The following is a 24,465-nucleotide window of genomic DNA, read 5'->3' as shown; positions in this document are numbered from 1 at the left end:
CTCTTATTGCGTCGCGGGCGGCGCTTTCGGGTCCGCATGGCTTCTTCGCGACGCAATAGGGGGGAGGGGGGACCGGGGCACCCCCCCCTTCCGCCTTATGCTACAATTCCCCCGTGCCGCTCAACCGAATGGGCGGGTGTCAACGTATAAAGGAGCGCTTCGTGTCATATGGAACCACGATGGAGATTGTCGGCAGCCGGGAGGCTTGCGCTCGATAATCTTCGAGACGGGACCTCCCGGACCTGAGCATGTAATCCGCTTGTCCAGGAAGGTCGATCTCATGAACCGTGAGAACAAAAGAAAGCAGTACCAAAAAGGCTATTACCGCACCCATGCGTGCGACGACAGTTTCATCTGCAAGGAGTGCGACCGCCCCATCGTGGCGGCCGGCGCGGGCAGCGATCATCGCAACCATTGTCCGAACTGCCTGTGCAGCCTGCATGTCGACGACGATCCGGGCGACCGCGCTTCCGACTGCGGCGGCATCATGGACCCGGTGGGCGTTTGGGTGCGCAAGGGAGGGGAGTGGGCCGTCATTCACCGGTGCCGACGCTGCGGGCATCTCAGCTCGAACCGCGTCGCGGCCGATGACAATCCCATGAAGCTCATGTCCATCGCGCTCAAGCCGCTCACGGAGCCGCCGTTTCCCCTCGATCACATCGAAGAGCTGACGAAGCTCATGGGCGGCGACGGCACCATGGGCGCCTACGGCAAACGCTAGCCGTACGCTGCACCAACGAGGAAGCGCACCCCACGGGGTGCGCTTCCTGTTGCTCCCCCTATTGCGTTGCGGGTGGCGCTTTCGGGTCCGCACGGCTTCTTCGCGACCCAATAGGGGGAGGGGGAGTCGGCGGGGGCGACGCTCTGCTTCGTGCCCCTTACGCTTCGTACACGATGTCGCCGTTGGAAACCGTGTACACCACCTTCGTCTCGGAGATGTTCTTCGGGTCGATGTCGAGGATGTTCTGGTCGAGCACGACGAAATCGGCCTTCTTTCCCACCTCGACGGTGCCGACGATGTCCTCCATGTAGTTCTCGTACGCGACGTTCTTCGTGTACATCTCGAGCATCTGATAGGCCGTGAGCCCCTGCTCGGGCCAGCGGTAGAAGTCCTCGTCCTCCTCGCCGGGGAAGGGGCTGTTGCGCGTGATGCCCACCTCGATTTCGAGCAGCGGGTCGTAGGCGGTCACCGCGCCGTCGCTGCCGCCGCTCAGGATGCAGCCCGCCTCGAGCATGTTCTTGGCCGGGTACATGGCGAAGGCGCGCTCCTGCCCGATGAAGGCGGTTTCCAAATGGCACAGCGGGTCGTTGTACATCCAGAGGAACTGCAGGTCGCACACCACGTCGAGGTCGGCAGCGCGCAAGATGTCCTCGGGCGTGATGGCGCACACGTGCACCATGGTGTGGCGGGCGTCGCGCTTGCCGTTCGCGCTGGCGGCCTGCTCGTAGGCATCGAGGGAGGCGTGCACCGCCCCGTCGCCGATGGCGTGCGTGTGCACCTGGTACCCGTTTTTGTCGAGGTCGGCCACCACGCGGTTGAACTCCTCGATGGACCAGTCGCTCGTGGCGGTCCATCCCTCGCCTTTGCCGGCGGCCGGCAGGTACGGCTCGAGCATGACGGCGGTTGCGCCCTCGGTCACGCCGTCGTACACGATTTTCACCGTGCCGGTTTGGAACATGTCCGATTCGTAGCCGGCCACGGCGTCGAGCTTCTCCTTGATGCCTTCGTATCCCATGCCCGGTTGCCCCCATACGAGGAAGCGCTGACGCAGGTGCAGGTCGCCCCTCGCGTCCATGTTGTGGAGCGCCTCGGCGTGGATGAGCTCGATGCCCGACAGGTTGATGTTCGTGAGGCCCGTGATGCCCAGCTCGTGGCAGTAGTCCTGGAACGCTTCGTAGGCCTTCGCCATGTTCTCGACGGAGTAGGGCACCTCGATCTTCTTCGCCACGAGGTTCTTCGCGGCATCGGTGAGCAGACCGCTCGGCTCGCCGGCCTCGTTGCGCACGATGGAGCCGCCGTCGGGGTCGGGGGTGTCGGCGGTGATGCCGGCTATCTCGAGCGCCTTGCTGTTCACCCAGTAGGAGTGGTGCGACACGTCGCGGATCATGACGGGCTTGTCGGCGCAGATGGCGTCGAGGTCCTCCTTCTGCGGCCCAGGGTTCGAGCCGTCGGGCTGCAGGTAGGCGTTCTGCATGAAAGGCCCGCCGTAATACACCTCGTCGTCGGGGTGTTGCTCCACGAATGCGCGGATGATGCGCAGGTACTCGTCGTTGTCCGCCGTGCCGTCGGGGATGGAGATCTGGAACATCTGCTCGTAGTACGGCTGCGGCCCGTGCAGGTGGCCGTCCATGAAGCCCGGGCAGAGAAACGCGCCCTTGAGATCCATCACCTTCGTGTCGGCGCCCGTGTACGCGTCGGCGCCCGCGGCGTCGCCCACGTACACGATGGAGCCCCCTGCTACGGCGACGGCTTCGGCCGTGTCGTTCTCACTGACGAGCGTTTGGATGTGGCCGTTCGTGAACACGAGATCGGCCGCCTGCTCGACCGGCGGTGTGCCGGCGTCCGCCGCGTCCTGCGCGGGCGCACTGCATCCGAGCGGCCCTCCCAACAGCGCTCCTGTCGCGAGCACCGATGCTCCGGCGACGAACGATCGGCGCGTCAGCTTCAGCGGCGCGGCGGCTCCCATTCCCTGATTCTCGCTGTGCTTCATGGCGATGCCTTCCTTCCCTCATACCTCCATCCGGCCGACCGGCGGCTGCGCGGCGGCCCATGCTCGAACCATACGGACGGGGTGCGACCCGAGCAATCAACGCCGGGATCGATCCGCCGCGAAACGGGGTGTATTTTTCTCTATCCTCGGGAGAATGCGCAGATGGGGGCGTTGCGCCGTTGCCAGAGGCGTCCGCGTATACGCGGGGGCGGGCGAGACGGCATGGTATAATCGGTCGGGCAACCGAAGGGGGCGGTGTCGTGATCTACGTGCTGTTTTTCTACGATATGGCTATGACCATGGCGAACATGGCCCTGTGCGTGGCGTTCGCCGCGCTGTACGTGCACCGTAGGAGCACCCTTCATCTGTGGCTCGCCATCCTGTTCGGCCTGTGCACGCTCGACATCGTGTTGATGTACCTGTTCGATTTCGTTCCCGAGTTCCGAGCGACGTTCAGCGCCGCGCCGGGCTCGTCGCCCTTCGTCTACGGGTACCTGCATCTGGCTATCCTGCTCACGTTCCGACTCATCGCCGGCTTCATCTTCGATCGCCCGCCCGAACTGCGCGAAGGCGCGCTGTGGATCCTGTGCTGCACGTATCTGGCAGTGGCGGGCTCGCTTGCGCAGGCGCCGGTGGAGGAATTCGCCGAGAACCTGTGCATCGGCGTGTTGCAGCTCTACATCATGGGCATCGGCATCAAGGGGCTGCGCGAAGGGCACGAGGCGGCCCGCGTGCTGAGCCCGCGCGCCATCAAGGCGCTCGTCGTGTCGTTCGCATGCTGCTCGGTGGGCTATCTCGCCTGGTCGGTGGGTTCGTTCGCGGCGGGGTGGGAAAGCCCGCGCAACGTGTTCGTGGAGCTGTCGGGCGGCTGCAACCTCGTGTTCGCGTGCCTGTACCTGCATGCGTACGCGCGGTGTCGACGCGAGGCGTCGGCGCCGTCGGCCGTGCCCCTCGTTGCGAAGCGCTACGATCTGACGAAACGCGAGGAGGAGATGCTCGAGATGCTGGCGGCGGGCATGAGCAACCAGCAGATCGGGTCGCAGGCTTTCATCTCGGTGGGCACGGTGAAAACCCACGCGCACAACATCTATGCGAAATTGGGTATCAAGGGCCGCTCCGACCTGGCGTCCTTCCTGGAACAGGAGCTGTCTGATTCCCTCGACCACGTGCCGCATCGCCGCGCGGGGCGCGAACGCGAGGAAGCGGACCTCTGACGAGGGTGTGAAAAAGCGGACCTTTCCTCGGTTGAGGGGCGGGCTTTGTGATAGGATGGGAACGAACAAACGTTTGCAACGTATCATGCTCGCGACAACGATGGAAAAGGAACCGATGGCACGCACCGAACGAACCATTTTGGGCATCGACCCCGGCTTGGCCAACACGGGCTGGGGCATCGTGGAGCAGTGTGGCCCGCGTCTCGCGTGCACGGCGTACGGCTGCGTGTCCACGGCGAAGGACCTGCCGCTCGCGCAGCGCCTGCGCAAGATCCACGAGCAGATGGCCGCGGTCATCGCGCGCTTCCGTCCCGTGTGCGTGGGCATCGAAACCGTGTGGTTCGGCGTGAACGTGCAGAGCGCGTTCGCCACGGGCCAGGCGCGCGGCGCGGCCCTCGTGGCGTGCGCCGAGCGCGACCTCGAGGTGCTCGAGTTCTCCCCAAGCCAGATCAAGCTGGCGGTGGTGGGTACGGGCTCGGCCGAGAAAGACCAGGTGCAGTACATGGTGCGCCAGCTTTTGGCTCTCGAGGACATCCCGCGGCCCGACCACGCCGCCGATGCGCTGGCGGCCGCCATCTGCTATACGACGCACGAAGGTTTCGCCCGCCGCGCCGATGCGGCGTGCTTCGGAAAGGACCGGCTATGATCGCGTTTCTCAAAGGGGTGCTGGCCGCGAAGACCACGGCCATCGCCTATATCGAAGTGCGCGGCATCGGCTATGCCGTGCACATGTCGCAAGCGGGGTTGTCGAAGCTGCCCGAGGCCGGCGCCGCCGTGGAGGTGCACACGTTTCTGCAGGTGCGCGACGACGGGCTGTCGCTGTTCGGCTTCCTCACGCTGGAGGAGAAGGCCCTGTTCGAGCGCTTGATCGGCGTGGGCGGCGTCGGGCCGAAGGTGGCGCTCGCCGCGCTGTCGGCGTTCTCGCCCGCCGCGCTCGTCGCGGCCGTGCAGGCGCAGGACGTGGCGGCTGTGCAGCGTATTCCCGGCGTGGGAAAGAAGACGGCGTCGCGCATCATCCTTGAGCTCAAAGGGTCGTTCGACGAGGGGCTCGCAAGCCTGTTCGACGAGGCCGCGCCCGTGGTGGCATCGGCGGCGAACCTGCAGGGCACGCGCGAGGCGCTCTTGTCCATGGGCTTCACCTCCGAGGAGGCCGACGTCGCCCTCAAGGGAGCCCCCGAGGGTGCGGCCGAAAGCGTGCTGCTACAATATGCGTTGAAGCGATTGGGATCGAGCTCGGCAAGATAGGCGGCTATGGCTGACAACGGCATTGAAATAGAGGGGCTCGTGTTTCAGGCGGGCTCGTGCGGGGCGGGGGACGATGCGTCGCCGATCGACGCGCGCTCGCGCGCTGTGGCGCCCACGCTCACCGAGGACGACCTCGCGCTCGACCGCAGCCTGCGGCCGAAGCGCCTGGGCGACTACCTGGGCCAGACGAAGATCAAAGAATCCCTCGCCATCCTCATCGAGGCCGCGCAGGCACGCGGCGACGTGGTGGACCACATCCTGTTCTCGGGGCCTCCGGGTCTCGGCAAGACGACGCTCGCCACCGTCGTGGCCAACGAGCTGGGCGCGAACATCAAGACGACGAGCGGCCCGGCCATCGAGCGCACGGGCGACCTCGCGGCCATCCTCACGAACCTCGAGGAAGGCGACGTGCTGTTCATCGACGAGATTCACCGCCTCAACCGTATGGTGGAAGAGGTGCTGTATCCCGCGCTCGAGGACTTCGCGCTCGACATCGTGGTGGGCAAGGGCCCGGCGGCGCGCTCCATCCGCCTCGACCTACCGCGCTTCACGCTCGTGGGCGCTACGACGCGTACCGGTTTGCTGACAGGTCCGCTGCGCGATCGCTTCGGCATCGCGTTTCGCCTACAGTATTACTCGCCCGACGAGCTTGCCTCCATCGTGCGGCGCTCGGCGTCCATCCTGGACGTCGCCATCGAGGAGGACGGCGCGCTCGAGATCGCCCGGCGCAGCCGCGGCACCCCGCGTTTGGCGAACCGGCTGCTCAAGCGCGTGCGCGACTGGGCGCAGGTGCGCGGCGACGGCACCATCGACGAAGACGTGGCCGCTCAGGCGCTCAGCTTCTTCGAGGTGGACGCCCTCGGGCTCGACGCCATCGACAATCGCATCCTCGAGCTGTTGGCCGTGCAGTTCGGCGGGCGGCCGGTGGGCTTGACCACGCTGGCCTCGGCGCTGTCGGAGGACACCGACACGGTTGAGGACGTGTACGAGCCCTACCTCATGCAGCAGGGCCTGCTCGTGCGCACGCCGAAGGGCCGCATCTGCACCGAGCGCGCGTACGACCATCTGGGAATCAAGGTTCCGACGTCCTAGCGGACGACGGAGCGTGCCGACGCTCCGACGCCTCTCGCTGGCGTTGGCCGACCTGTGAAGTTTGAAAGGATCTGCCATGCTCGAACAGGACTATCTCATGCGTATCCTGCTGCAGTTCGCGGAGGCTATCCGCCGCAGCTGGACGCGCGCGGTGGAGGATCGCGACCCGCGCGATGCGGCGCACATGCTCGAGCAGGCGGTGGGGGATGCCACCGATATCGACGGAGCCACGCTGCTGTCGCTGTCGCCCGAGTCCATCGCAAGCGTCATGCAGGTGTCGGGCGTCGACCCGCGCGTCACCGAGTACATCGCGCGCAGCCTGCTGCTGGCATCCGGCTATCTGCGCGAAGCGGGGGACGACGCCCTCGCCGACGTCCGCGCCGACCAGGCCCGCGCGCTGGCCGAAGCGTACGATCTCGAGCTGCCCGACACGCCCGAGGAGCTGGCGCTGTTGCTCGACGAGGCCGATGCCGAACTCGCCCGCGATGCCGAGTCCACCATGGACGTGCTGGGCTACGGCACCGAGCCCATCATTCCCACGGCCGTCATCGAGACGCCGCTCGACAGTCTCGACAACCTCGACAACCTCGACAGCGCGCGGGACGAACGCTAGCCGTCGTGTTGCGCGTGCGGGTTCATCCTCCTCTTCCGATGTACGAATGCGGCGTTTTGCGGTATTGTTGAACGGGTCGTGATCAGGGGAGGGTGCTTCGTTGTCCGGTGCAAAAGCCAAAACGCTGCTGCGTTCGCTGCGGTGGTACCACGTGGGCTTCGCCTTCGTGTGGGCCATCATGTTCGGAGGCCTGTCCGTTCCCGCCGCCGTCGCAAGCGCCGCAGCGGGTGCTGCGGCCTTCGACCTGTACGGCGTGTGCCAGCAGGCATGCGTCATCGTTGCGGTCGTGGCGGCCGCGTTCGTGGAACGGCGCGCGCCCGTCTTCTCGCCGCGCTACGCGCTGATCGCGGGGGCGGTGCTGGCCGCCGGTGCGCTCGTGTTCCGCATCGTGTTCTTCATCGGCGCACCCACCCTGTACGGCGCCGGTGCGGCCGGCGTGCTCCTCGGCGGTGCGGCCGGGTTCTTCTACGTGTCGTGGCAGCAGTTCTTCGCGTCCGAGGGTGCGTCGCGCACCGCCATCTACATCCCCTTGTCGGCGGTGTTGTCCGTCATCCTGAGCGTGGTGCTGAGCGCGTTGCCCGCCCCGGCGCAGGCGGTGTGCACCGTCGTCGTGCTGCCGATCGCGGCCGCCGTGTCCCTGCGCCTGAGCTTGTCCGAGATCATCGTGAGCGATCCTGCGCCGCGCATGACGGGCGCCCTCGCGGCGGCAACGGTCAAGGATCTGTGGAAGCCGGTGTTCTGCACGTGCGCCATCGGGTTCGTGTGGCAGCTCGTGGCCGGGCTGTTCTCGGTGTCGGCCGATGCATCGTCGGCGGCGGGCATCGGCGGGCTGGCGCTGGGCGCGGCGGCCGTGCTGCTCATCGAGCTGTTCTCGGAGCGCGGATTCGAGGTGCTGCGCGTGTACCAGGTGCTGTTTCCGCTCGTGGCGGGCGTGTTCATGCTTCCGTCGCTTCTGGGCGTGCAGTTCGCTCCGCTTGTGGTGGGCATGCTGCTGTTCGGCTTCGAGATTCTCAACCTGCTGCTCATCGTGACGTGCGCGGTGTACTCGAGCGAGCGCAATGCGCCGGCGGTGCAGGTGTACGCGCTGTGCGTGGGCCCGACGCTCGCGGCCATGTTCGCCGGCGACGTGCTGGGCAGGCAGCTCAACCCCATCATCGCCTACGACTTCGCCCTGGCGGTGAACGTGCTGTTCCTGTGCGTGTACGCGCTGTCGCTCGTGCTGTTCCTCGTGTCGTTCCGCCGCCCGGGTGCCGCGGCTGCGGCCGCGGTTGCAGCGCCGGCCCCCGCAGCGCCGTCCCCGGCCCCCGCACCTGCGTCCACGTCCGCACCCGCACCCGCACCGTCGTCCGCACCCGACCTCGACCCCGCCGCGCTGCTCGACGCGCGCATCGACGCGCTCGGCTTGGCCGACCCGTTCAGCAAGCGCGAGCGCGAGGTGGTGGCCCTCGTGCTGCGGGGCAACAACGTGCCCGCCATCGCGCGCAAGCTGTACATTTCCGAGAACACCACGCGCGACCACATGAAGAGCATCTACCGCAAGGCCGCCGTCCATTCCCGCCAGGAACTCATCGACCTCTTCGAGTGAACCCCGCGCCTGCCGCGCCACCCCATAAAGTGGGGGATTTCCATTGCCTTACCAGGCGCAACGCCAAACAACACGAACTGTGGGATGCGCCCCCGCCCTTCCTGCGACTATGCTGCGCCCACGCTGCGGATCGATCGACCGCAGGAGGGAAGCACCACCGAATCAGGAGGGAAGCATATGAGCGAAGCAAAGGGAATCTCGCGTCGTAACCTGCTCAAGGGAGCCGCGTTGAGCGCGGCGGGCGTGGCGGCGCTCGGCGTGATGGGCTGCAGCCCGCAGGCCACCGCATCGTCCGACGGCGCAGGCGCCGGCTCGTCGAGCGCCGCGTCCGAAACCGGCAAGCACACGTGGGAGGTTAAGCCCGAACCCATCGCGGCCGACCGGATCAAGGAGACGGTTGACACCGAGGTGCTCGTCATCGGCGGCGGCTACTCCGGCACGTGCTGCGCGCTCAGCGCGGCCGAGAACGGCGCGAAGGTGATCCTCGTGGAGAAGGATGCCATGCTCAACGGCCACGGCGTGGGCGGCACGGGCGCCATCGGCTCGCGCGAGCTGGACAAGCTGGGCATCAGCTTCGACAAGTCCATCGAGATGGAACGCTGGGTGTCCACCTGCGGCAACCGTTGCCGCGAGTCGCTCGTGGCGAAGTGGTTCCGCGAGTCCGAGCGCTGCATGAACTGGTTCCTCGACCTCGCCGAGAGCAACGGCGCGCAGTGCATGGTCACCGTGGGCTCGCGCAGCACCGTGCATCCCGAGATCGACTGCTACCACATGATCATGGGCGGCGAAATCTTCGAGCAGCACACCATGGCCGACTTCGTGGAGTACCTGTTCGAGTCCGAAGCGCTCAAGAACGGCGCGGAATTCGTCTACGAGATGCCGGCCGTGCAGCTCGTGCAGGACGACGCTGGCAAAGTGACAGGCGCCATCTGCGAGAACAAGGACGGCGAGTACGTGCAGTACAACGCCAGCAAGGGCGTGGTGCTGGCCACGGGCGATGTGAGCTACAACGACGAGTACCTCGAGGAGTTCGCGCCCATCGCCTTCAAGGTGATGACGCGCCTGTGCTCCGACCAGGGCAACGTGGGCGACGGCCACAACATGGCCGCCTGGGCCGGCGGTGCGTTTCAAGCCGCCCCGTGGCCGACCATGATGCACCCGCAGGCCGCAGCCGCGTTCCACGGGCCCTTCCTGTTCGTGAACCCCGAGGGCAAGCGCTTCATGAACGAAGCCACCTGGGTGCAGGGCAAGTGCGTCGGCGTCATGGTGAACGGCGGCGCCGATCACGCGTGGTCCATCTTCGACGCCAACTGGCAAACCGACCTGCTCGACAGCCTGCAGTACGGCGGCGGCATGTTCTGGGACAGCTTCCGCGCCTTCGGCACCGATTACCAGACGGCGGTCGACGCCCACACGCAGACGGTGGAGAACGGGCTGGAGAAAACGCCGGCCTACTACAAGCGCGCCGACACGCTCGAGGAGCTTGCGGACATGCTCGACGTGGACAAGGATGCCTTCCTCGCGTCGGTAGAGCAGTACAACAAGCGCTGCGAGGCGGGCGAGGACGTGGACTTCTACAAGGAGAGCCACTTCCTGTACCCCATCAAGGAAGGCCCCTTCACGGCGTGCATGGTGGCGCCCGGCCTGTTGGGCGTGTGCGGCGGCGTGCATATCTCGGACGACTTCGAGGTGCTCAACGATGCCGACGAGCCGGTGCCCGGCCTCTACGCCATCGGCAACTGCGCGGGCGACATCTACGCCTACGACTATCCCATCAACGTGCAGGGCAACAGCCACGGTCGCTGCCTCGTTGAGGGCAAGTGCCTGGGCGAGCAGTTGGCCGGCGTGTATGATCAGGTGAAGGCGTAACGCGACCATGGATACGGATGCCGCCTTCGCCCATTTGGAGGAATTGCTCGACCGGCTGCCCGCCATGCAGAAGCAGGGCGCGCGCCTTGCCCAAGCACACGCGGCCGAGCGTATCGCACGGCTTGCCAACGAGCGCGAAACGCACGCCTCGTTGTTGGCCGACGCCGAAGAGCGTCTCCGCGCAGCCGAGGACGCGCTTGCCCGCGTGAGCGCCGCGGGCGCGACGGAAGCCGGGGCGCGGGATCGGGGTGCCGCCGACGAGGCGCGCCGCGCCGTGCTGCAGGCGGCATCCTGGCGAGGATTTCGTATCGGGCCTTGTCAGAACGCTGATAGGGCCTTGCGCGAAGCGCTTGAACGCGGCCCGTTTCGCACGGTGGGCGATGCGCGCGCCGCCTGCCTCAGCGCCGCCGATCGCGCGGCGCTCGAGGCGGACGTCGCCGCGTATCAGCGGGACTACGCGGAAACGCTGGCGCGGTGCGAGCGCGCGATGGAGTCCTGAACCAAACCCTTATGCAACGGATCGGTAAAATAACCACGAAAAAGAGAATCTCGAGCCTTTTCGGGGCCGCATGGCGTATAGTAAGCATGTGCCCTCGAGGTGAGGGCGAGTGCTGCGGCCATGCAGCACACAGTGTTACCTCCTCGGGGACGGGGAGAGGAAAGAGGATTTAAAATGGCGGAAGGTACTGTTAAGTGGTTCAACCCGGAAAAGGGCTACGGCTTCATCTCTCAGAAGGATGGCGAAGATCTCTTCGTGCATTTCTCTGAAATCAAGATGGACGGCTTCAAGACGCTTGACGAAGGATCTGCTGTGCAGTTCGACGTCACGACTGGCCAGAACGGCAAGCTCCAGGCGAGCAACGTGACCAAAGCTTAAGCAGACTAACATATAGAATGCTGAGACGACCCCGCGAAAGCGGGGTCGTTTTTTGTGCGCGACCTCGTCTTCGCTCCGAAAACACGCCTCGCGGTACGAGGCGTGTTTTCGGAGCGAAGATGGGTGTTTGCTTGTGCGCGCGGGCGGGCGGATCGCTAGCAGATGAACATGGCGTCGCCGAACGAGAGCAGACGGTAGCGCTCCTGCACGGCGTGCTCGTAGGCCGCCATGATATGCTCGCGTGTGGAAAAGGCGCTCACCAGCATCATGAGGGTGGAGCGGGGCACGTGGAAGTTCGTGACAAGGGCGTCCACCACGTGGAATTCCGATCCGGGCAGCAGATAGAGCGACGTCGTCTCGCGGTCGCGCGGCGTGACGGCGCCCGCCTCGGCGTCCCAGGCGCTCTCGAGGCTGCGCACGCTCGTCGTGCCCACGGCGATGACGCGCCCGCCGCGCTCGCGCGTTTCGGCGATGGCGTCGACGGTGCGCTGCGGCACCGTGTAGTACTCGGTGTGGATGGTGTGCTGCTCGGGGTCGTCCTCGTCCACGATGCGGAACGTGTCGAGGCCCACTTCGAGCTCGACGGTTTCCCAGCGCACGCCCGCATCGAGCAGGCGCTCGATGAGCGTGGGCGTGAAGTGCAGCCCCGCGGTGGGCGCGGCGGCCGAGCTCTCGCGGCGTGAGTACACGGTTTGGTACAGCTCCTCGTCGCCGGCGTAGTTCTTGATGTAGGGCGGCAGCGGCGTGTGGCCCACGGCGTGGAGCGCCTCGTCGAGCGAGGGCAGCGACGTGGTGAGGCGCGCAAGGCGCTCGCCCTTCTGCGCGCCGTCTGCCCAGTCCACGATCTCGGCGGACAGCGCTACCGTGCCTTCGGCGTTCGTGAAGTCCACGACGGCGCCGGTGCCCGGCTTCAGGCGCTTGCCGGGGCGCACGAGCACCTCCCACAGCGCGCTCTGGTTCGTGCGCGGCTCGCGGTCGTGGATCTCGCGCAGCAGGAACACCTCGGCGGCTCCGCCCGTGCCGCGCTTCGCGCCGAGGAGGCGCGCCGGCATGACGCGGGTCTCGTTTGCGATGAGCAGGTCGTTCGGGCGCAGGTAGTCGGCGATGTCGCGGAAGATGCGGTCCTCGAGCGCGCCCGTGGCCCGATCCATGACGAGCAGGCGGCAGCCGTCGCGCTCGGCGGCGGGCTCCTGCGCGATGAGTTCGGGGGGCAGGTCGTAGTCGAAGTCGCTCGTCTTCATGGGTGTCCTTTGCTCGGGTGCGCGACGCGGGTGAATCGGAACCTCCCATTATAGGCATTCGCTCCCGGTCGCACCAGGGGGGATGGAGGGGGTGCGCGGCAGGGCGGAATCTAGTAGGATGGCACGAAGAGCGTTTTCCCTCGAGAGATCGGCGGTGCCCATGTCCGAACCTGCTGTTCATCGCGCTTCGTCTGAGTCGCGCCCGCCGCTCACGAAGAGGGCGTGGCTGCTCATCATCTTGCTGTCGTTCGTCGGACAGGTGGCCTGGGCGCTCGAGAACAACTTCTTCAACCTGTTCATCCAAGACGCGTTCAACGCGTCGCTGTCGGACGTGGCGCTCATGGTGTCGGCGTCGGCGCTCACCGCCGCGGCCACCACGCTGCTCGTGGGCGCGTGGTCGGACCGCGTGGGGCGGCGCAAGGTGTTCATCGGCGTGGGCACCATCCTGTGGGGCGCGTCCATCATCGTGTTCGCCTACCTGCAAACCATCTCGTTCGCGCTGGCCAGCTCGACGGCGGCGGCTATGGCGTTCGGCGTGACCCTCACCATCGTGTTCGACTGCGTCATGACGTTCTTCGGCAGCCTGGCGAACGACTCGTGCTTCAATGCGTGGGTGACCGACATCACCACCGACAAGAACCGCGGGAAGGTGGAGGGCGTCAACTCGGCCATGCCGCTTCTGGCCATGCTCGCGGTGTTCGGCGGCGCGATGTTCCTCATGATCGTGCGTCCCGACGGCACGGTGACGTACGACTATCCGCTGTTCTTCATCATCATCGGGTGCGCGGTGATCCTGCTGGGCGTGGTGGTGCTTGCGCTCATGAAGGACTCCGCGCCCGAACGCACCGAGACGGGCGGGTACCTGGCCAGCGTGTTCTACGGGTTCCGGCCGCGCGCCTGGGCCGAGAACCGTCTGCTGTACCTCGTGCTGCTGGCGTACCTCGTGTTCGCGACGGCGCTGCAGGTGTTCATGCCGTACTACGTGCTGTACCTGCGCCTGCCCTACATTCTGGGCGAGAGCTACGTGTTCGTCATGGCGCCGGGCATCATCATCGCGGCCGTCTTCACCATCCTGTACGGCAAGCGGGTCGACCGGCACGGCTTCCTGCGTTCCGTCATCGTGCCGCTCGTCCTGTTCATCGCCGGGTGCGTCACGCTCACGCTGCTCACCGACGTGGCCGGGGTGTTCGCGGGCTCGGTGCTCATGCTGTGCGGGTACCTGGGCGCGGTGGCGTGCTTCGGCGCGGAGGTGCGCAACAACACGCCGGCAGGGTACGTGGGCCTGTTCCAGGGCGTGCGCATTTTCATGGTGGTGCTCATTCCCATGCTCGTTGGGCCGTGGATCGGGTCGTCGTTGAGCGCGTCGTCGGGCATGATGGGCTTCGGTGTGGTGGGCGACGGGTTCACGCCGTCGTCGCTCGTGTTCCTGGGCGGAGCGGTGGTGGCGCTGCTGACGTTCGCCGTGCTGCTGGTTGTCCGCCGCGCCGAGCGGACGAGGAGGTAGCCGTGCTCGATATCAAACGCGTGCTGGCGAGCGCGCCGCGCAAGCCGGAGGACGTCGCGCTGCAACCGTTGTTCACCGTGTGGGGCGAGCGCCTGCTCGCGGGCGAGGAACCGGCGGCGGAGCACCCGCATCCGCAGTTCGCGCGCGCGGCATTCCAGCCGCTCGACGGGTGGTGGGACTACGCCATCGTGCCGCGTGCGTCGAGGGAGGAAGCTGCGAACGCGTGGCGCGCGGCGGCGATGCCGTCGGCGTTCGACGGACGCATCCGCGTGCCGTTCTCGCCGGAGGCGCCGCTGTCGGGGGTGGGGCGGCAGGTGCGGCCCAGCGAGCTGCTGTGGTATCGCCGGTTGTTTTCGGCGGGTGCGGCGACCGAAGCCGGGATCGGCTCGGGTGTTGTCGCGTGCGCCGACGACCGCTGCATCCTGCATTTCGAAGCGGTGGACTACGCGTGCGCCTGCTACGTGAACGGCACGCGCGTGGGCGAGCACGTGGGCGGCTACCTGCCGTTCTCGTTCGACGTGACCGAGGCGCTGCGCGCGGGCGAGAACGAGCTGGCCCTGTGCGTGTTCGACCCGAGCGACGAGGGGGTGCAGCTGCGCGGGAAGCAGAAGCTCGAGCGCGGCGGCATCTGGTACACGGCGCAGAGCGGCATCTGGCAGACGGTGTGGCTCGAGCGGGTGCCCGCGCGGTGCATCGCGTCGATGGAGATCGACGCGCAGGCGGATGCCGGGAGGCTCGTGCTTACGGTGGAGGTGACGGGCGACGTCGACGAGGGCGGATGCGCGGATGCGGCGGCGTTGCCGCTGGCGGTGCGCGTGCTCGACGGGGGCGTCGAAGTGGGGCGCGCCGCGGTTGACGCCGCCGCCGGGACGCATGCCCTGACGGTGGATGTGCCCCGGCCGCACCTGTGGAGCCCCGACGACCCGCATCTGTACGACCTCGAGCTGACGTACGGCCGCGATCGGGTGGAAAGCTACTGCGCGTTTCGCACGGTTTCGATGGAGCGGGACGAGCGCGGCGTGCCGCGGCTGTTTCTCAACCACGAGCCGTGCTTCCTGCGCGGCGTGCTCGATCAGGGGTATTGGCCCGACGGCCTCATGACGGCGCCGTCGGACGAGGCGCTCGTCTTCGACATCGAGACGTGCAAGAATCTCGGTTTCAACCTGCTGCGCAAGCACATCAAGGCGGAGTGCGATCGCTGGTACTACCACTGCGACCGCCTCGGCATGCTCGTGTGGCAGGACATGGTGAGCGGCGGGTCGCCGCTGAGCGCCTGGTATTCCAGCTACAAGCCCACGTTCTTCCGCTCGTCGTGGGGCGGCTACGCCGACGACACGCCGCGGCATTACGGTCATCTTTCGGCCGGGAGCGCGGCGTTTCGCGACGAGTGGACGGATGGGTGCGCCGGCACGGTGGGCTACCTGCGCAACCATCCGTCCATCATCGCGTGGGTGCTGTTCAACGAAGGGTGGGGGCAGTTCGAGGCGCGCACGGCCGTGGAACTCGTGCGCGGGCTTGACCCGACGCGCGCCATCGACGCGGTGAGCGGGTGGTACGATCAGCGCTGCGGCGACTTCCTCAGCGTGCACAACTACTTCCGGCCCCTCGAGGTGTACGACGATGTCGCGCGGCCGCCGCGCGCGTTCGTCATCTCGGAGTTCGGGGGTTTGAGCTACCACCTGCCTGCGCACAGCTCGCTGGCAACGTCGTACGGCTACGGGTCGTTCTCCGATCTTGCGGCGTTTCGGGCGGCGGTGGGCGAGACGCTTGCGCGCGTCGACGCGCTTGAGCGGGAGGGGCTTGCGGGGTTCGTGTACACGCAGCTCTCGGACGTGGAAGAGGAGACGAACGGCCTGGTGACGTACGATCGCCGCGTGTCGAAGCTCGCAGAGGGGAGCCGGCCATGAGGCGCGCGGAAGACGAGACGGTGCGGCGCTTGCGGGCGCTGCATGCGGCGCGGCTCGGGTCGGGGGCTTGCGGCGGCGCGGCTGACGGTGCGGAGCCGGTCGTGCTCGCGTCGGCGCCCGGGCGCGTGGAGCTGGCGGGCAACCATACCGACCATCAGGGCGGGCGCACCATCTCGGCGGCCATCGATCGGCGTGCCTGGGCGCTCGCCGTCCCGAACGGCACCGACGAGCTGCGCGTGGCTATGGAAGGATTCGGCGAAGCGGTCGTGCGCGTGGGGGAGTGGGAGCCGCGCGCGGACGAGCGCGGCACGTCGCAGGCGCTCGTCCGCGGCATGGCGGCGGCGTACGCGCGCTTGGGCGGGGACGTGCGCGGCTGCGACGTGGCGACGTGCTCCGAGGTGCCGGTGGGGTCGGGCCTGTCGTCCTCGGCCGCGTTCGAAGTGCTCATCGGCGCCGTGCTGCGCGGGCTGGACGGCGCGAAGGAAGGTGCGACGCTCGATCCGATGACGTTGGCAATCGACGCCGTGGAGGCCGAGCGCACCTACTTCGGCAAGCCCTGCGGTATGCAGGATCAGCTGGCGAGCGCGCACGGCGGCGCGGTGGCGCTCGATTTTGCGAGCGAGCCGCCGCGCGTGACGCCCGTCGCCTTCGATGCGGCGGCGAGCGGGTACGCGCTGTGCCTCGTCGACTGCCGCTGCGATCACTCCCGCTACGCCGATGAGTACGCAGCGGTGCCGGCGGACATGTTCGCCGTCGCGCGGCACTTCGGCCGCGACCGGCTCGAGGACGTTTCCCCGGACGCCTTCCTGGGGCAGCTCGCCGCCGTGCGCGCCCAGGTGGGCGACCGTGCTGCGCTGCGGGCGCTCCACTACTTCGACGAGACGCGCCGCGTGCGGGCGCAGCAGGCGGCGCTCGAGGCCGGCGACTTCGCGACGTTCCTCGAGGGCGTGCGACAATCGGGCGCATCCTCCGCGCAGGTGCTGCAGAACGTCTCGCCGCACGCCGACGGCACGGGCGCGGAGCAGCCTGCCATGGTGGTTCTCGCGCTGTGCGCGCACCTGCTCGACGCGGATGGGGCGGGGGCGTACCGTATCCACGGCGGGGGATTCGGCGGCAGCGTGCTGGCCATCGTGGCCGACGACGCGGCGCCGGCGTTCATGGCCTCGATGAACCGCCTGCTGGGCTACGATGCCTGCATGACGGTGGGCATCGACGCGCGGGGCGCGTTCGTGGAACGGTTGGCCTGATGGGCGCGCCCCTGCCGCCGCCCGACGAGGCGCGCGTCGCCTTCAGCCGCCTGTACGCGAACGATCCCGAACAGGCGACGAGCTACCTGTACGACCTGGGGCTGTCGAGCGGCTACCTCAAGACGGAGGACGTCGCCCGCACCGTCCGCTGGACGGGCGCGAGCCGCTTCGGCACGCTCGAGTGCACCATCAACCTGGCGAAGCCGGAGAAGGACCCGCGCGCGATTGCCGCTGCGGCGGCGCCCGCGCGGGCGGACGCTCCCACGGGTGTGCGCGTCCCGCAGTGCGACCTCTGTTGGGAGAACGAGGGCTTCCCCGGCACGCCCGAGCATCCCGCCAAGCCTGGCCTGCGCATCGCGGCCATCGAACTCGGCGGCGAGCGATGGGGGCTGCAGTTCTCGCCGTACGCGTACTTCGTCGAGCACTGCATCGCGCTGAGCGAAACGCACCGTCCCATGCGCATCGATGCGGCGTGCTTCGAGCGGCTGCTCGACTTCGCCGACGCGTTCCCTCACTACTTCATCGGATCGAACGCCGATCTGCCCATCGTGGGCGGCTCCATCCTGTCGCACGATCACTTTCAGGGCGGCCGTCACGTATTTCCCCTCATGAAAGCGCCGCTCGCACGGGAGTTCGCGCTGGGCGACGAGCCTGCCGTGCGCTGCGGCATCGTGGCGTGGCCCTCGTCGACGGTGCGGATCGCTTCGAGCGACCGCCGGGCGCTCATGCGAGCGGCGGTGCGTCTTCTCGACGTCTGGCGCGGCTTCGACGACGAGGCGTGCGGCATCGTGTCCGCGACGGAGGGCGTGCCGCACAACACGCTCAACCCCATCGTGCGCAAGGTGGACGGGGTGTTTATCATGGACCTCGTGCTGCGCAACAACCGCACGGACGCGCGCCATCCCTGGGGTATCTTCCATCCCGACGAGGAGCTGCACCATATCAAGAAGGAGAACATCGGCCTCATCGAGATCATGGGCCTCGCCATCCTGCCGCCGCGCCTCGCGGCCGAGCTGCCCGCCGTGCAGCGCGCGCTCGTCGACGCGGCCCACGCGGGTGGCAGCGCCCATCGTCTGGAGAAGCGCCTTCGCGCCGAACCGCTCACGGCACCCCATGCCGCCTGGGCGCTCGACGTGTTCGTCCGCCGCGCCCCAGAGCTCGCCGCGGCCCCGCCGCCACGCGAGACGTCCGCGCCCCTGCTCCACCCCGTCCTGCAAGACGAGGCGACCCGCATCTTCGCCGCCGTCCTCGAAGCAACCGCCGTCTTCAAGCCCACCCAAGCGGGCCGCGACGGGTGGGACAGGTTTGTGGCGATGCTGGGGTAGGGAGGAGAGGGTGTGGTGCCGGCGAGCCTCCCATTGCGCTGGCCCCCTATTGCGCTCGGCGAGCCCCCTATTGTGCCGGCCCTCTCCATTGTGCTTGGTGCCCTCCCCCTATTGCGCCCGATGGGGGACGGGCTGGTCGCAAGTCACTCGTCGGGCGCAAGGATGGGGGGTCCGGGGCCGAAGAGAGGCTCGCAGCACCCGCCCCCCCCATTGCGCCCGACGTGACGCTGTCCGGTTCGCAAGACTCCCATCGGGCGCAATAGGGGGGCTACTGCTCCCTGAGCGCTTTCAGCACGGCTCGCTTTTTTGCTTGCTTGGCGTCGTAGGCGGCCCGCTCGGCGCGGCGGGCGGCTTGCGCGGCTTCGGCGGCGGCGCGCTCTTCGGCGTGGGCGGCCCGCTCCGCTTCGCGGGCGGCGGCGCGCTCGGCCTTACGCTCGGCGCGCTCGGCGGCGGCCTCGGCGTCGGAGAAGCGGCAGCCGCAGTAGTTCTGTCGGTACATGCCCAAGCTCCGGCTGCGGTGAGTGGCCTCGTCGTAGAAGGGGCGATAATCCTCGAACAGCGGGCGCACGCCTGCGGCAGCGGCGGCGCGCTCGAGCTCCTCGCGGATGATGTCGGTGTATTGGTAGGGGCTCACCGACAGCGTGGTCCCCAGCGCGTCGAAGCCCTGCGCGGCCGCCAAGCGCGCGGCTTCTTCGAAGCGCAGACGATAGCAGGCGCGACACCGCGCCGCGTGACGCTCCGGGTCGTGCGCGGCTTCGCCCACGCGCCCCGCGCACGCCTCCCAGGCGGCGGGGTCGTAGGGGCCCTCGATCACGGGCAGCTGCTCGCCGGCGGCCCACGCGCGCAGCGTGGCCAGGCGATGCGCGTATTCGTCGGCAGGCGCGATGTTCGAGTTGAGGTAGGCGATGGTCAGGTCGTGCCCGGCGGCGCGCAGCAGGCGCACGGGCTCGAGCGAGCACGGTCCGCAGCAGGCATGAAGCAGTAATTTCATCGGGTTTTTCACGCTCCTTCGCAACGTGACGTATACTACCATGCTTGCAAGGACAATCATCCGATCAAAGGATCAACGCCATGGCACCTCGCTCGTATCGCGCAATCTTCTTCGACTTGGACGGCACGCTGCTGCCCATGGAGCTCGACGAGTTCCTGGGCTCGTACTTCGAGGCCATCGCGCGGTTCGTGGCGACCCACGGGCTTGACGCCGCCTCGTTCTCGGCCGGCCTCAAGGCGGGCATCGGCGCCATGGCCGCGCATGACGACGGGCGCACGAACTTCGACGCGTTCTGGGAGTCGTTCTTCACCCACGCCGACCGCGATGCGGCGAGGTGGGAGGAGCTGCTCGCCGGGTTCTACGAGCACGATTTCGGCGCCATCGGCGAGGGCTTCGAGCCCAATCCGGCCGCTGCGCGCGCCATCGAGACGCTGGCGTCGAAGGGCTACCCGCTCGTGCTGGCCACCATGCCCATGTTCCCGCGACGCGCCGTGGAATGGCGCCTGACGTGGGCTGGCGTCGATCCGTCCCGCTTCGAGCGCATCACGTCGTTCGAGAACTCCACGTCGGTGAAGCCGAAGCTGGCCTACTACGCCGAGAACGTGGCGGCGTGCGGCCTTGCCGGCGAAGACGTGCTCATGGTGGGCAACAACACGGTGGAAGACCTGGCCATCCAGGGACTGGGCGCCGACGCCTTCCTCGTGACCGACCATCTGCTCGACCCGACCGACGGCTTCGACCTCGATGCGGTGCAGCACGGCACCATGGAGGAATTCGCCGCCTGGGTCGAGACGCTGCCCGCCTGCGCCGATCCGGCGCACGGCATCGACCCCGACGTCATCGAAACCGCGCGCGCCGCCGCGCTGACGAACGGAAGGGAGGCGTAGCATGGCCCTGTTCGACTGCACGCACGAGGCGCAAAGCGGCCACGCCCGCGCGCTGGCCTACGAGACGGCGCACGGCACGTTCCGCACGCCCATGTTCATGCCCGTGGGCACGAGCGCCACGGTCAAGGGCGTTACCGTGGGCCAGCTCAACGACCTGGGCAGCCAGGTGGTGCTGGCGAACACGTACCATCTGTCGCTGCGCCCCGGTGCCGACGTGGTGGCCGAGGCCGGCGGCGTGCACCGCTTCATGAACTACGCCGGCCCCATGCTCACCGATTCGGGCGGCTTCCAGGTGTTCAGCCTGGCCGACACGTTGAAGCTCGATGCCGACGGCCTCACGTTCCGCTCCATCTACGACGGCTCGAAGATCCGTTGGACGCCCGAGAGCAACATGGCCATCCAGGAGCAGCTGGGCGCCGACATCGCCATGCAGCTGGACCAATGCACGCCGTACCCGGCCGAGAGGTCGTTCGTGGCGAACGCGGTGGACCTGTCGGCGAACTGGGCGCGCCGCTGCCTGGCGGCCCATCAGCGCCCCGATCAGACGCTGTTCGGCATCGTGCAGGGCGGCATGGAGCTCGACCTGCGCCTCGAGTCCATCCGTCGCCTGCGCGAGATCGAGGACGAAAGTGTGAGCAACGGCGGGCGTCGCTTCGGCGGCTTCGGCATCGGCGGCTACTCGGTGGGCGAGGATCACGAGGTGATGTTCGAGACGCTGGGTCCCGTGGCCCGCGCGGTGCCCGAGGACCGGCCGCGCTACCTCATGGGCGTGGGCAATCCCACCACGCTCGTGCGCGCGGTCCGCGAAGGCGTGGACATGTTCGACTGCGTGCTGCCCACGCGCACGGCCCGCATGGGCACGGCGTTCAGCTCGACGGGCCGCATGAACATGCGCAACGCCAAGTTCACGCGCGATTTCGGCCCGCTCGATCCCGCATGCACGTGCCCGACCTGCCAAAACCACAGCCGCGCCTACATTCGCCACCTCGTGAAGCAAAACGAGATGCTGGGCGGCATCCTCTTGTCCGTCCACAACCTGCACTACCTGATCGACCTCATGCGCCGCGCCCGCGAGGCCGTGCTGGCCGATGCGTACGAAGAATTCTACGAGGCTTGGATGAACAGCCCGGCGGCGAAGGACTACTAGGCTGCGCCGGTCGTTGATCTCCTGTGTCACCGAATCGTAGGGAATTGCCCTGATCTTTTCGCGTCCCATTCCTTCCCCGTTGTCCTCAGTTGTGGCACAATGGGAAAGTTAATGCGCGGTCGGCCCGTGGCCGGCGCAACGACGCGCACACGAGAAGCTCAACGAGGGAGAACGTCACATGGCGGCAACGCAGAAGCCGAAGAAGAAACCCGCCCGGTCCACCGACCGGCGCAACATCTGGCTGCTCATCATCACGACCTTGCTGATCCTCGGGTCGGTGTTCATGTTCTTGCCGCCGCAGGAGAAGATCAACCAGGGCCTCGACATCCAGGGCGGCCTGTCGGTGGTGCTCACCGCGAAGGGCGCCGACGGGGCTGCCGTGTCCAACGACGACATGGAGAAGAGCCGCGCCATCATCGAGAGCCGCGTGAACGCGCTCGGCGCCTCGGAGGCGGTCGTGCAGGTGCAGGGCACCGATCAAATCCTCGTGCAGATCCCCGGCCTCACGAACACCGAGGACGCGCTTAACACCATCGGCAAAACCGGCAAGCTCGAATTCGCCCGCCTCGACTCGTTCACCGACGAGGACGTGAAGACGAAGATCGAGAACGGCGAAGCGTCGGGCGAGGGCACCGTTACCGACGACCTGGGCGTAGCCACCCTGCCCACGGGCGAGACGCAGCACCTCAAGGTGGAGGAGGGCACGTACACGCCCATCATCACGGGCGCCAACATCACGAACGTATCCATCGGCAAGGCGAAGGAGACATCCGCCGACTACGCCGTGAACCTCGCGCTCGATTCCGACGGCGCTGCCGCATTCTCCGCAGCCTCCAAGGACCTGCTGCCCACGCACGGCAAGATCGTCATCATCCTCGACGGCGAAGTGCAGCAGGCTCCGGCCGTGCAGGACGAGATTTCCAGCAACGTGTCCATCACGGGCGGCTACACGCTCGACGAGGCGAAGGCGCTGCAGACCGTGCTCGAAAGCGGTTCGCTGCCCGTGAGCTTCGAGTACGCGCAGAGCCAGACCGTCGGCCCGACGCTCGGTCAGGACGCGCTCGCTTCCGGCGTGCTCGTGGCGCTCATCGGCCTTGCGGTGGTCATGCTGTACCTGCTGTTCTTCTACCGCGGCCTCGGCCTCATCACCGCGGCGGCCATGATCGTGTTCGCGGTGCTGTACCTGGGCATCCTGGCCACGCTGTCGTCGTTCGGCCTGTTCAGCCTATCGCTTGCCGGCATAGCCGGCATCGTGCTCACCATCGGCATGGCGGCCGACTCGTCCATCCTCACCATGGAGCGCTTCCGCGAGGAAATCCGCATGGGCCGCAGCGTGCGCGCCGCGTCCGTGACGGGCGTGAAGCACGCCATCGTGACGTCGGTGGACGCCGACCTCGTGACGCTCGTGTCGGCGCTGTCGCTGTTCTTCCTCGCAAGCGCTTCCGTCAAGGGCTTCGGCCTGACGCTGGCGCTGGGCATCCTGTGCGACATCGCCATGATGCTGCTGTTCAAGGCGCCGCTCATCCGCCTGCTGGCGCCGAAGGTCATCGCGAAGCACCCGGGCTGCTGGGGCATCAAGGACAGCGTGGCCGCTTCGAAGGACTACCAGGCGCTTGCCGCCGCCGAGGGCACGAGCGTGGCCGCGGCCGAAGCGGGCGAGGCCATCAACCCGGTCGAGTCCGAAGAGGCCGCCGAGCACGCGAGCGGCACCGCGGGCGAGCAGGCCGCAGCCGCTGCACGCAAGCCGCGCGGCAAGTTCATCAAGCACGACATCAACTTCCTCGGCTACCGCCGCGTGTTCTTGGGCGTGGCCGCCGTGCTCGTGTGCGTGTCGCTGGCCATCGTGGGCGTGAAGGGCCTGAACTTCGGTATCGAGTTCGTGGGCGGCACGTCGGTGGCGTTCCACAACACGGGCGACGTGAGCATCGATCAGATGCGCACCGCGTTCAACGACGCGGGCGAGCCGGACGCCGTCGTGCAGACCACCACCGCCGACGGCGACGAGGGCTTCCTCGTGCGCACTACCACGACGAGCGCCGAAGAGGCCACGCAGCGCGCCAACCAGGTGGCCGACGAGCTGGGGCTCAACACCGACAGCTTCGAGGTGACCACCATCGGGCCCGACTGGGGCGCGAGCGTCATCCAGTCGTCGCTCATCGCGTTCCTCGTGTCCATCGTGCTCATCATCATCTACATCGCCATCCGCTTCGAGTACAAGATGGGCGTCACGGCCATCGTGGCGCTGCTGCACGACCTCGTGCTGGTCATGGGCGTGTACGCCATCTTCGGCCGCGAGGTGAACCCGAACACCATCGCCGCGCTGCTCACCATCCTGGGCTACTCGCTGTACGACACGGTGGTCGTGTTCCACCGCATCAACGACAACATGCAGTCGTCCGACGACATCAAGTGCACGTTCATGACGATGGCGAACCACTCCATCAACCAGGTGCTCGTGCGCACCATCAACACGACGCTCACCTCGCTCATCCCCGTGCTCGCCATGCTGCTGTTCGGCGGCGAGACGCTGAAGGACTTCGCGTTCGCGATGGTGATCGGCCTCGTGTGCGGCTCGTACTCGTCCATCGCGGTGGCCTCGCCGCTGTACGCGATGTGGAAGACGCGCGAGCCGCGGTACCAGAAGCTCGTGAAGAAGTTCGGGCCCGAGGTGGGTCGCTTCGAGTTCGGCAACCCGAACGCGATGGCGACGGCCCTGTCCGGCAAGAAGGCCGTGAAGGCGACGGCGACGGCAACCGCCGGTGCGACGACGGCGAGCGCGACGGCGTCTGCGCCTGCGGCGGGCACGCACGAGCAGTCGCACGGCGCGAGCTCGTCGAAGGCGGCGCCGAAGCCCCCGAAGGGCAAGCGCAAGAAGCGTCCCGACAAGAAGTAACCCCCGAGGCCCCGACGATGTCGGGGCCTCGCTCGTTCATATCGCTCGATATATATGATGGAAATGGTCATGGACAAAAATGCACGGTTTCTCTAGTTTTCGGAGCAGATGAACGGT

Annotated in this window: 20 protein-coding genes; 17 read left to right on the top strand and 3 right to left on the bottom strand. The window is 67.5% G+C overall.

The features are described from left to right. Nucleotides 1-280: 280 nt before the first annotated feature. Nucleotides 281-721 carry an RNHCP domain-containing protein gene (locus C1876_RS06505; protein WP_114545904.1) on the top strand — a complete coding sequence of 147 codons (441 nt, stop codon included), beginning with the start codon at nucleotides 281-283 and terminating at the stop codon, nucleotides 719-721. 157 nt (nucleotides 722-878) lie between these two features. Here C1876_RS06505 and C1876_RS06500 read toward each other — a convergent pair whose 3' ends face one another. Continuing rightward, nucleotides 879-2,711, bottom strand: a complete 1,833-nt coding sequence (locus C1876_RS06500; RefSeq protein WP_114545903.1) for an amidohydrolase — start codon at nucleotides 2,709-2,711, stop codon at nucleotides 879-881. Nucleotides 2,712-2,971: 260 nt separating this feature from the next. Between C1876_RS06500 and C1876_RS06495 the strand changes: the two genes are divergently transcribed. The 9 genes from C1876_RS06495 (at nucleotide 2,972) to C1876_RS06455 (ending at nucleotide 11,206) form a co-directional block, all read left to right on the top strand. Continuing rightward, on the top strand, nucleotides 2,972-3,925 hold the full coding sequence (locus C1876_RS06495) for a helix-turn-helix domain-containing protein (RefSeq protein ID WP_114545902.1): 954 nt from the start codon (nucleotides 2,972-2,974) through the stop codon (nucleotides 3,923-3,925). A 115-nt stretch (nucleotides 3,926-4,040) separates the two neighbouring features. Further along, entirely contained in the window at nucleotides 4,041-4,571 is a 531-nt protein-coding gene (ruvC, locus tag C1876_RS06490) for a crossover junction endodeoxyribonuclease RuvC (RefSeq protein WP_114545901.1), read from the top strand. Beyond that, on the top strand, nucleotides 4,568-5,170 hold the full coding sequence (gene ruvA, locus C1876_RS06485; protein ID WP_114545900.1) for a Holliday junction branch migration protein RuvA: 603 nt from the start codon (nucleotides 4,568-4,570) through the stop codon (nucleotides 5,168-5,170). Before ruvC ends, ruvA begins: the two co-directional genes overlap by 4 nt. 6 nt (nucleotides 5,171-5,176) lie before the next feature. Further along, nucleotides 5,177-6,262, top strand: a complete 1,086-nt coding sequence (ruvB, locus tag C1876_RS06480; RefSeq protein WP_114545899.1) for a Holliday junction branch migration DNA helicase RuvB — start codon at nucleotides 5,177-5,179, stop codon at nucleotides 6,260-6,262. A 76-nt stretch (nucleotides 6,263-6,338) separates the two neighbouring features. Further along, on the top strand, nucleotides 6,339-6,875 hold the full coding sequence (locus C1876_RS06475; RefSeq protein ID WP_114545898.1) for a hypothetical protein: 537 nt from the start codon (nucleotides 6,339-6,341) through the stop codon (nucleotides 6,873-6,875). A gap of 100 nt (nucleotides 6,876-6,975) precedes the next feature. After that, a complete protein-coding gene (locus C1876_RS06470) occupies nucleotides 6,976-8,460 on the top strand; it encodes a helix-turn-helix transcriptional regulator (protein WP_114545897.1) in 1,485 nt (494 codons plus the stop codon). Between the two features lie 177 nt (nucleotides 8,461-8,637). Continuing rightward, a complete protein-coding gene (locus C1876_RS06465; protein ID WP_114545896.1) occupies nucleotides 8,638-10,329 on the top strand; it encodes an FAD-dependent oxidoreductase in 1,692 nt (563 codons plus the stop codon). A gap of 7 nt (nucleotides 10,330-10,336) precedes the next feature. Continuing rightward, the gene (locus tag C1876_RS06460; protein WP_114545895.1) at nucleotides 10,337-10,828 is read left to right on the top strand and encodes a hypothetical protein; all 492 of its coding nucleotides are present in this window, start codon (nucleotides 10,337-10,339) and stop codon (nucleotides 10,826-10,828) included. 174 nt (nucleotides 10,829-11,002) lie between these two features. Further along, on the top strand, nucleotides 11,003-11,206 hold the full coding sequence (locus C1876_RS06455) for a cold-shock protein (RefSeq protein ID WP_015760322.1): 204 nt from the start codon (nucleotides 11,003-11,005) through the stop codon (nucleotides 11,204-11,206). 155 nt (nucleotides 11,207-11,361) lie between these two features. On the opposite strand, the gene queA is transcribed toward C1876_RS06455, so the two are convergent. Beyond that, on the bottom strand, nucleotides 11,362-12,447 hold the full coding sequence (gene queA / locus C1876_RS06450; RefSeq protein ID WP_114545894.1) for a tRNA preQ1(34) S-adenosylmethionine ribosyltransferase-isomerase QueA: 1,086 nt from the start codon (nucleotides 12,445-12,447) through the stop codon (nucleotides 11,362-11,364). A 160-nt stretch (nucleotides 12,448-12,607) separates the two neighbouring features. On the opposite strand from queA, the gene C1876_RS06445 reads away from it, so the two are divergent. The 4 genes from C1876_RS06445 to C1876_RS06430 are packed head-to-tail and all read left to right on the top strand — an operon-like array spanning nucleotide 12,608 to nucleotide 18,430. Continuing rightward, entirely contained in the window at nucleotides 12,608-13,951 is a 1,344-nt protein-coding gene (locus C1876_RS06445) for an MFS transporter (RefSeq protein ID WP_114545893.1), read from the top strand. A gap of 2 nt (nucleotides 13,952-13,953) precedes the next feature. Further along, entirely contained in the window at nucleotides 13,954-15,858 is a 1,905-nt protein-coding gene (locus C1876_RS06440) for a glycoside hydrolase family 2 protein (protein WP_114545892.1), read from the top strand. Further along, a complete protein-coding gene (locus C1876_RS06435; RefSeq protein ID WP_114545891.1) occupies nucleotides 15,855-17,105 on the top strand; it encodes a galactokinase in 1,251 nt (416 codons plus the stop codon). The genes C1876_RS06440 and C1876_RS06435 overlap by 4 nt, the downstream gene beginning before the upstream one ends. Further along, nucleotides 17,105-18,430, top strand: coding sequence for a UDP-glucose--hexose-1-phosphate uridylyltransferase (locus C1876_RS06430; protein WP_114545890.1), 1,326 nt, complete (start codon nucleotides 17,105-17,107; stop codon nucleotides 18,428-18,430). Before C1876_RS06435 ends, C1876_RS06430 begins: the two co-directional genes overlap by 1 nt. Before the next feature lie 268 nt (nucleotides 18,431-18,698). Here C1876_RS06430 and C1876_RS06425 read toward each other — a convergent pair whose 3' ends face one another. Next, entirely contained in the window at nucleotides 18,699-19,421 is a 723-nt protein-coding gene (locus tag C1876_RS06425; RefSeq protein WP_114545889.1) for an epoxyqueuosine reductase QueH, read from the bottom strand. Nucleotides 19,422-19,501: 80 nt separating this feature from the next. On the opposite strand from C1876_RS06425, the gene C1876_RS06420 reads away from it, so the two are divergent. From C1876_RS06420 to secD, 3 genes are all read left to right on the top strand, one after another. Further along, nucleotides 19,502-20,308: an HAD family hydrolase gene (locus tag C1876_RS06420; protein ID WP_114545888.1), complete on the top strand. Its 807-nt coding sequence runs from the start codon at nucleotides 19,502-19,504 to the stop codon at nucleotides 20,306-20,308. Between the two features lies 1 nt (nucleotide 20,309). Then, nucleotides 20,310-21,455, top strand: a complete 1,146-nt coding sequence (tgt, locus tag C1876_RS06415; RefSeq protein WP_114545887.1) for a tRNA guanosine(34) transglycosylase Tgt — start codon at nucleotides 20,310-20,312, stop codon at nucleotides 21,453-21,455. Nucleotides 21,456-21,633: 178 nt separating this feature from the next. Continuing rightward, nucleotides 21,634-24,348 (top strand): protein translocase subunit SecD, encoded by a 2,715-nt coding sequence (gene secD / locus C1876_RS06410; RefSeq protein WP_114545886.1) that lies wholly within the window; start codon nucleotides 21,634-21,636, stop codon nucleotides 24,346-24,348. The last annotated feature ends 117 nt before the right edge of the window (nucleotides 24,349-24,465 follow it).

Origin of the sequence: Eggerthella sinensis, assembly GCF_003339815.1 — a bacterium.
Taxonomy (GTDB): Bacteria; Actinomycetota; Coriobacteriia; order Coriobacteriales; family Eggerthellaceae; genus Eggerthella; species Eggerthella sinensis.
The sequence above is the reverse complement of the archived record's forward strand: the minus strand, read 5'-3'. Positions and strand labels throughout refer to the sequence as shown.